Source organism: Streptomyces sp. T39 (assembly GCF_008042045.1).
Classification (GTDB): Bacteria; Actinomycetota; Actinomycetes; order Streptomycetales; family Streptomycetaceae; genus Streptomyces.
In genome coordinates this window covers 1-8181 of sequence record NZ_RDBP01000018.1, presented here as the reverse complement: position 1 = coordinate 8181, position 8181 = coordinate 1, and the positions used below count along the sequence as shown (strand labels likewise).

The 8181-nt window shown below is 73.7% G+C and carries 7 protein-coding genes, 1 rRNA gene and 1 pseudogene; 6 read left to right on the top strand and 3 right to left on the bottom strand.

Going from position 1 to position 8181, the window contains the following annotated elements; all coding sequences use genetic code 11:
* Positions 1-951, top strand: a 951-nt coding sequence (locus tag EAO77_RS19335; RefSeq protein ID WP_222723679.1) for a type IV secretory system conjugative DNA transfer family protein, incomplete at its 5' end; no start/stop codon positions are given.
* Between the two features lie 57 nt (positions 952-1008).
* Here EAO77_RS19335 and EAO77_RS19330 read toward each other — a convergent pair.
* Together EAO77_RS19330 and EAO77_RS19325 are read right to left on the bottom strand one after the other, a co-directional pair.
* Positions 1009-2862, bottom strand: a complete 1854-nt coding sequence (locus tag EAO77_RS19330) for a serine/threonine-protein kinase (protein ID WP_147989550.1) — start codon at positions 2860-2862, stop codon at positions 1009-1011.
* Positions 2863-2948: 86 nt separating this feature from the next.
* Positions 2949-3506 carry a GNAT family N-acetyltransferase gene (locus tag EAO77_RS19325; RefSeq protein ID WP_147989549.1) on the bottom strand — a complete coding sequence of 186 codons (558 nt, stop codon included), beginning with the start codon at positions 3504-3506 and terminating at the stop codon, positions 2949-2951.
* Between the two features lie 173 nt (positions 3507-3679).
* Here EAO77_RS19325 and EAO77_RS19320 point away from each other — a divergent pair, with 173 nt between their 5' ends.
* The 5 genes and pseudogenes from EAO77_RS19320 to EAO77_RS19300 all read left to right on the top strand — a co-directional run bounded on the left by EAO77_RS19320 (position 3680) and on the right by EAO77_RS19300 (position 7839).
* Positions 3680-4708, top strand: a complete 1029-nt coding sequence (locus tag EAO77_RS19320; RefSeq protein WP_147989548.1) for an ABC transporter ATP-binding protein — start codon at positions 3680-3682, stop codon at positions 4706-4708.
* Positions 4705-5499, top strand: a complete 795-nt coding sequence (locus EAO77_RS19315) for an ABC transporter permease (RefSeq protein ID WP_147989547.1) — start codon at positions 4705-4707, stop codon at positions 5497-5499. The genes EAO77_RS19320 and EAO77_RS19315 overlap by 4 nt, the downstream gene beginning before the upstream one ends.
* Before the next feature lie 68 nt (positions 5500-5567).
* The gene (locus EAO77_RS19310; RefSeq protein WP_410088600.1) at positions 5568-6809 is read left to right on the top strand and encodes a sensor histidine kinase; all 1242 of its coding nucleotides are present in this window, start codon (positions 5568-5570) and stop codon (positions 6807-6809) included.
* A 38-nt stretch (positions 6810-6847) separates the two neighbouring features.
* Positions 6848-7156 (top strand): annotated as a pseudogene (locus EAO77_RS19305) (sensor histidine kinase); the annotation flags it as partial.
* A complete protein-coding gene (locus tag EAO77_RS19300) occupies positions 7153-7839 on the top strand; it encodes a response regulator (protein WP_147989544.1) in 687 nt (228 codons plus the stop codon). The pseudogene EAO77_RS19305 and the gene EAO77_RS19300, both read left to right, overlap by 4 nt.
* Before the next feature lie 93 nt (positions 7840-7932).
* Here EAO77_RS19300 and rrf read toward each other — a convergent pair.
* Positions 7933-8049 (bottom strand): 5S ribosomal RNA (gene rrf, locus EAO77_RS19295).
* Positions 8050-8181 lie beyond the last annotated feature (132 nt).

Genomic DNA, 8181 nt, shown 5'->3' with positions numbered 1-8181 from the left:
CCCCTCGTCCCCGGCCCCCGGCTCCGCACCGGTCGTGTCGTGTACGGCGACGCGGCCACCCGGCGCCCCGCCGCCGTCCAGGCACTCCTCGACGCCGAGGGTCCGGCGCTCGTCGTCACCTCCGACCCCTCGGTGTGGGCCGCGACCAAGGACGCACGCGCCAAGCTCGGCCCGGTCCTCGTCTACGACCCCGGCCACCTGTGCGACACACCCGCACGGCTCCACTGGGCACCCGCACAGGGCTGCGAGGACGCCCGCACCGCGGCGGCCCGCGCCGCCGCCCTGCTGGCCCCGGTGCGCCCCCGGGCGATGGCCGACGCCGCCATGGCCGACACCGCCGAGACGCTCCTGACGTGCTGGCTCCACGCCGCGGCCGTCGACGGCCGCCCCTTCCGCCAGGTGCACCGCTGGGCCCAGGGCACCGGCGCCAACGAGGCGGTACGCATCCTGCGCACCCACCCCAGGGCCGCCTCCGGGACGGCGGGCCTGCTGGAGTCCGCGCTCACCGCCTACCCCGAACGCCGGGACATCGCGGTCGAGTTGACCGCACGCGCCTTCGGCGCACTCGCCACGGTCCATATCCGCGAGGCATGCACACCGAACCGAACCGATTCGCTCGCCTTGGAATCATTTGCCGAAGAAGCGGGCACCCTTTATGTGGTGGGTGAAGCGATCGAGGATCCTCGCACCCGCCCCGGCGCGATGCCGCTCCTCACGGCTCTCGCCTCCGACGTGGTCGAGCACGGCCGCCGCTTGGCCGCACGGTCAACCGACGGTCGGCTCGACCCACCACTCACGCTCGTCCTCGACGACGTCGCGGCCGTCGCTCCACTCCCCGCCGTCCCGCAGCTGATGGCCACGGGCCCGGAGCAGGGCCTGCCCGCCCTCGTCCTGCTGCGCTCCCCCGAACAGGCCCGCGCACGCTGGCCGGAGCCGCTCCCGTCCCACTGAGAGCCCCGCACCTTCCGGGCGCCGGCCGGACCGCACCCGGCACTCCCGCAGGACTCCTCAGCGCCCGCGCGCCCTCAGCAGGACCTCCGGGTCGGGCCGGTACACACCGGCGGGCCCGTCCGTCAGCGCGCCGTGCAGGCGCAGGGCCTCCCCGGACGCGAGAGCGCTGTCGGTGAACCGCACCGGCAGGACGGCGACATGGGGCCCGAAGCGATCGGTGCGGAACTTCTCCCAGACGACGTTGCCGAGTCCCGGCCGCACCTCGGCGACGACGATCAGCTCCTGCACCGAGTCCCAGCGGCCCCACCGCAGCGTGACCGACGTGAGTTCGTCCCACCGCGCCGACCACTCGTGCCCCTCGCGGAGGAACGCGATCCCCGTGCGGTCGACCCGGAACCGCCCCCGGTCCGGCCGCCCGAGCGCCACGAAGGCCAGGGCGAAGCAGGCGGTGGCGGCGAGCGCGAGGACCCCGGCGACGATCGGGCTCCCCGCGAACAGCATCACGGCCCCGACCGCCGGAACGACCCCCGCCGCTGCCGCCCCGTAGGCGACCCGCCCGTGCCCGAGGACGAACGTCACCTCGGCGGCAGGTCCGGCGGGCCGTCTCGGCACCGGAGGCCGCACGGCGCGGGCGGCGTCGGCACCCGGGACGGCGCGCGGCGGCGAGGGCGGGGGCGTCACGGGCATCCGTGCACCCGAAGGGCGCGCCGCCGGACGCGATGCCGGCGCCGGAGGCGCAACCGGCGGAGGCGTCGTCGCCAGGGGCCCGTCCGCCGACCGCAGGGGCGCAGGACGGGTCGGCGCGTCCGCGCGCCCCACCGCGGCGTCGGGTACGGCCGCGGGCCGCTCCTCCCGGGTCCGGGCCGGCGTCGCCTCCTCCGTCGGCCCGGCCACGCCGCTGGAGCCCGTCGTCCCGTCCGCCACGGCCCCGGCCACCCCGGCAGACGTCGGCCCGTCCGCCTCGGCCCCGACCACCCCGGCGGACGTCGTCCCGTCCGCCTCGGCCCGGCGACTTCCGGCCCCGCCGCCCGCGGTGCCGGAGGCGTCCTCGTCCCGCGAACCGCCCTTCCTCGTACCCGGCACCCGAGGCGCCGCCGGAACCACCGGTCCCGCCTCGCTCAGCAGCGTCAGCGCCTCGTCCGCGTCCGGCCGCCGTGCCGGATCCTTCTCCATGAACCGCTCGACCAGGGGCAGCAGTCCGCCGGGCATCCCGTCCGTGTCCGGACGCTCGTGCACCACCCGGAAGAGCACCGCAGCCCCGACCCCGTCGCCGAAGGGCTTGCGTCCCGTCGCCGCGAAGCACAGCACCGCGCCGAGCGAGAAGATGTCGCTCGGCGTCCCCACCGCCTCCCCGGACGCCTGCTCCGGCGACATGAACCCGGCCGTCCCGATGGTCATGCCGGTGTCGGTGATCGCCGTCCCGCCGTCGAGGGCCTTGGCGATCCCGAAGTCGATCAGACGGGGGCCGTTGTCCGTGACCAGGACGTTGGCGGGCTTCAGATCCCGGTGCACCAGCCCGGCACGGTGGACCGAGTGCAGCGCCTCCGCCATCCCCGCGCCCAGCCGCAGCAGTTCGGGCTCCGCGAACGGCCCCCGTTCCTCCACCAGTTCCAGCAGGTCGGGCGCCGGGATGTAGTCGCTCGCCACCCAGGGCGTCTCGGCCTCCGGCTCGGCGTCGACCACGGGCGCCGTCCAGAAACCACCGACGGTCCTGGCCGCCTCGACCTCGCGCCGGAACCTGCGGCGGAAGCCCGGATCCTCCGCGATCCGGGGGCGGATCACCTTGACGGCGACCCTGCGCCCGCTGCGCGACTCCCCGAGGTAGACCACCCCCATGCCGCCGGCCCCGAGCCGGGCGGTCAGCCGGTACGGTCCCACGGACGCCGGGTCGTCCGCTGTCAACTCCTGCACATGTCCCCCTGACGGAGGGGGTACGGAGCGTGCGCCCGTCCCCCGACAGACAGAAGGTACGGCAGGAAAGGGCCGTCCGGGCGCGGTTACGGAAGCGGCCGCTGCCGCGGGACCACGTACTCGCGCGCCATCACGTCACCGGGGATCGGGGACGGATCGTCGCTCGGCACGAAGCCGGCACGGCGGTAGAAGCGCTCCGCCCGCTCGTTCTCCACGTGGAACACCAGGCGCACCCGCTCGACCCGCGGCGACGTCAGCTCCCACGACCACTCCAGCGCCGCCCGGAACAGCGCGTCGGCGATGCCGCCTCCCCGTGCCGTCCGCCGCACGAACACGCCCACCAGGTGCGTCTGGTCCACCGGCGACGGCTTCCCCACCCGCACCGGTTCGCCGGCCCGCTCCACCAGCACCGTGGCCGTGCCGTCCCACCCTCCGTCCGGGGCCTCGGCGATGAACTGGATCACGTCACGGCCGGCGGCCGCCGAAGCGGTCCGCTCCTGCCAGTGGGTGTCCGGCTTGGCCGCGGCCTCTTCGTACGGTTCCAGGAAGGCGATGGAGGCCAGCGGGTCCTGCAGGGCATCGAGCCGCAGCTCGCGGGCCTTGGCCCACTCCTCGGCGCGCACGGGGCGGATGACGTATTCCATGGCCCGATGGTGTCCCGCGCGGCCGGTGCACGGCAACGAGGTTTCAGCCGGTGGGAAGGCACCTCCCCGGCCCGCTCCCGTCGCACCCCGTCGTACCGGGGTACTACGCGCCCGAACGGGATGCCGTCCGTGGTCGGACGATGCCCCGACCGCCGCTCCGTAGCGTCGAGGACATGACCAGCACCCAGCGATCCGCCGCCCGGCGGCCCCACCCGGCACCGCCCACCGGCACCGGCACAAGCGCCGCCACCGGCACCGGAATCGAGGCCGTCGGCCTCACCAAACGCTACGGCGGCAAAACCGTCGTCCACGACCTCTCCTTCACCGTCCGGCCCGGCACCGTCACCGGATTCCTCGGCCCCAACGGCGCGGGCAAGTCCACCACCATGCGCATGATCCTCGGACTCGACGCCCCGACCCGGGGCCGGGCCCTCGTCGGCGGCCGCGCGTACCGCGCCCACACCGCCCCGCTCACCGAGGTCGGCGCCCTGCTGGAGGCCACGTCCGTGCACCCCGGCCGCAGCGCCCGCAACCATCTCCTCGCCCTGGCGCACACCCACGGCATCCCGGCCTCCCGCGTCGACGCCGTCATCGAGACGACCGGCCTCACCGAGGTCGCACGCCGCCGGGTGAAGGGCTTCAGCCTCGGCATGGGCCAGCGGCTCGGCATCGCCGCGGCGCTCCTCGGCGACCCGGCCACCCTCGTCCTCGACGAACCCGTCAACGGCCTCGACCCCGAGGGCGTCCTCTGGATCCGCACCCTGCTGAAGTCCCTGGCGGCACAGGGCCGCACCGTGCTCGTCTCCTCCCACCTGATGAGCGAGATGGCCCTCACCGCCGACCGTCTCGTCATCATCGGCCGGGGCCGCCTCCTCGCCGACACCACGGTCGACGAGTTCGTCCGGCACGCGGGCACCGCCTCCGTCCGCGTCGTCACACCCGAAGCCGGCGCACTCGCGGAACTGCTCGCGGGCCCAGGCGTCGAGATCAGCCCCGGCGCCTCCGGTGAACTCGACGTCCGCGGAAGCGACAGCAGCCGGATCGGCACCACGGCGGCCGAGCACGGCATCCCGCTGTACGAACTCACCCCGGTCCGCGCCTCCCTGGAGCAGGCGTTCATGGACCTCACCCGTGACGCGGTCGAGTACCAGGCCGGCAACCCCGCCGGTTCCGCCGTCCCCCTCGAAGGAGCAGCCGCATGACCGCCCACCCGTCCGCCGCCCSGGGCGGCCACCTGCTCACCCCCGCCCATGTGCTGCGCTCCGAGTGGCACAAGCTGTGGACGGTCCGCTCCACCTGGATCACCCTGCTCTCCGCCTCCCTGCTGACGCTCGGCATGGGCATCGTCATGGGCGTCACCTACGAGAGCGGTGGCGGCGACGACGACGTGGACACCGTGGTCCTGAGCCTCATCGGCCTCCAGTTCGCCCATGTCGCACTCGGTGTGCTCGGCATCATGGTGAGCGCCGGCGAGTACGCGACCGGGATGATCAGGGCGACCATGACCGCCGTCCCCACGCGCCTTCCCGTCCTGTGGACGAAGGCCGCCGTCTTCACCGCCGTGACGCTGGCCGTCACCACCGTCACCGCGTTCGTCACCTTCGCCGCCGCCCAGATCCTCTTCGACGGCACCGACCAGGAGGCCTCGTTCGGCGATCCCGGCATCATCCGGGCCCTGACCGGCAGCTCCGCCGCCGTGACCCTGCTCGGTCTGATCGCTCTCGGCCTCGGCGCCGTCCTCCGCTCGGTCCCCGGCGCCATCGGCGCCTTCATCGGCGGCGTCATGGTCCTCCCCGAGGTGATCGGGATGCTCCCGTACGACATTGTCCACGACGTCCTGGAGTACTTCCCCGACAACGCGACGCAGGTCCTGCTGTCCGCCACCCCCGTCCCCGGGGCCCCTTCGCCCTCCGCCGCACTGCTCGCCCTGATCCTGTGGGCGGCGGCGGCACTGGGCGCGGCCGCCCTGCGCCTGAGGCGAAGCGACGTATGACCCGGACGAGACCGGTGACTTCGGCCGCCGTGGCCCCGGGCCGGGTCCGATCGGGCCAGGATGGGACGGTGACGGACCAGCCGCGGCCGACGGACACCACGGGCACCCCCGACCACTCCTCCTGGTCGGCGGGTGCCGAGCCGCTGACCGGCGGGATGCACCGGCTCGGCGAGCGCATACGCGGCTTCGACCTGCGCCGCCCCCTCTGGTGGGATCTCCATCTCACCTGCTTCCTGGTGCTCGCCGCCCTCGTGGACGCCTCCGGGGGCTGGAAGACCATCGCCTTCGATCCGGACGTGCCCGGGTGGCTCGTCGTCCTGATGAGCCTCGCCTTCTCCGTCCCCCTGATGTGGCGGCGGACGCGACCGCTGACGGTGCTCTGCGTCCTGCTGGCGGCGGCCCTCGTCGACGCCTGGACCGGCGCCCACCTCCAGGCCGCCTACCTCCAGCTCGTCGTCGTGTTCAACATCGCCCTGCGGCTGCCGCTGCGCACGCTGATGTGGTCCTGCGCCGCGGCGCTCGTACCGGTCGCGATCGGGGCGACCCGGTATCCCGTCGGCAGCTGGAACCAGCAGTTCGTCCCGCACCTCTACGGGGTGGCGCTGGTCGCCCTCCTCGGCCTGGTCGTCCGCAGCCGCCGCGACTACACGGCCTCCCTGGTGGAACGCGCCCGCCGCCTCGAAGTCGAACGGGACCAGCAGACCAGGCTCGCCGCGTCCGCCGAACGCGCCCGCATCGCCCGGGAGATGCACGACATCATCGGCCACAACCTCTCCGTCATCACCGGCCTCGCCGACGGCGGCGCCTACGCGGCCACCGCCAGCCCGGACCGCGCGGCCCAGGCGCTCGAAGCCATCGGCACCACGAGCCGACAGGCACTCGCCGAACTGCGCAGAGTCCTCGACGTGATGCGCGACGACGCCCCGGAGGCCGCCGAGCTCGCCCCCCAGCCCGCACTCACCGACATCGGCCGGCTCGTGGACGGCGTCCGCGCGGCCGGTCTGCCGGTGACCCTCGGCGTCGACGGCGATCCGGGCACCCAGCCGGCGGGGCGGCAGCTGGCCGTCTACCGCGTGGTGCAGGAGGCCCTCACCAACACGCTGAAACACGGCGGACCGAACGCGACGGCGCACGTGGCGGTCGCCTACGCGGACGACGGCACGGTCACGGCCGAGATCACCGACACCGGAACGGGCGGCCACGACGGCACCGTGCCCGGCGCGGGCCCCGGCCGCGGGCTGACCGGAATGCGCGAGCGAACGGCCCTGTACGGCTCGTGGACGGCGTCCGCGCGGCCGGTCTGCCGGTGACCCTCGGCGTCGACGGCGATCCGGGCACCCAGCCGGCGGGGCGGCAGCTGGCCGTCTACCGCGTGGTGCAGGAGGCCCTCACCAACACGCTGAAACACGGCGGACCGAACGCGACGGCGCACGTGGCGGTCGCCTACGCGGACGACGGCACGGTCACGGCCGAGATCACCGACACCGGAACGGGCGGCCACGACGGCACCGTGCCCGGCGCGGGCCCCGGCCGCGGGCTGACCGGAATGCGCGAGCGAACGGCCCTGTACGACGGCACACTTGAGGCCGGCCCCCGGCACACGCCACCGGGCGGCTGGCGCGTCCGTCTCCGTCTCCCGAAGGATTCCGCCCCGTGACCACCGTCCTCGTCGCCGACGACCAGCCCTTGCAGCGCTTCGGCTTCCGCATGCTGCTGGAGAGCCAGCCCGACATGACGGTCGCGGGCGAGGCGGCGAACGGCGCGGAGGCCGTCCGCATGGCGGCCGAACTCCGTCCGGACGTCGTGCTCATGGACATCCGCATGCCGGGCCTCGACGGCATCGAGGCCACCCGCAGGATCGTCGCCGCAGGTGACCGCACCCGGGTGCTGATCGTGACGACGTTCGACCTCGACGAGTACGCCTACACGGGGCTCCGGGCCGGTGCGAGCGGCTTCCTCGTCAAGGACGCCCTGCCCGAGGAACTGCTCTCCGGCATCCGGGCCGTGGCAGCGGGGGACGCGGTCGTCGCACCGAGCCTGACCCGGCGGCTCCTGGACACGTATGTGCACCATCTCCCGGCCGGCGGCGCGGTGGACGGCGTCCCGGAGGCTTCGGACGCCCCCGACGAGCGGCTCAGCCGGCTGACCGAACGGGAACGCGAAATCCTCACCGTCATCGGCCAGGGGTGGACCAACACGGAGATCGCCGGCCGTCTGCATCTCGCCGAGTCCACCGTGAAGACCCACGTCAGCCGGATCCTCGCGAAGACGGGGGCACGCGACCGGGTCCAGGCCGTGATCCTGGCGTACGACACCCGCCTGGTGAACCCTTCCCAGTAGGAACGGAGCGCTGGAGCCCCCTCCCTCGGCCGTTCCGGCCCGGGAACGCAGAAAAGCCCCGGAACACAGTTCCGGGGCTTCCCCACAATGATTGTTCGGCGGCGTCCTACTCTCCCACAGGGTCCCCCCTGCAGTACCATCGGCGCTGAAAGGCTTAGCTTCCGGGTTCGGAATGTAACCGGGCGTTTCCCTAACGCTATGACCACCGAAACACTATGAAGATGTCGAACTACCAGCCAGCAAAAGGCGAGTTCGTTACTTCAGAACTAACACAGTGGACGCGAGCAACTGAGGACAAGCCCTCGGCCTATTAGTACCGGTCAACTCCACCAGTTACCTGGC

Bases quoted from the DNA above. Each gene is read 5' to 3' on its own strand.
- EAO77_RS19325 (WP_147989549.1), bottom strand. From the start codon at position 3,506: ATGGAATACGTCATCCGCCCCGTGCGCGCCGAGGAGTGGGCCAAGGCC.
- EAO77_RS19320 (WP_147989548.1), top strand. From the start codon at position 3,680: ATGACCAGCACCCAGCGATCCGCCGCCCGGCGGCCCCACCCGGCACCG.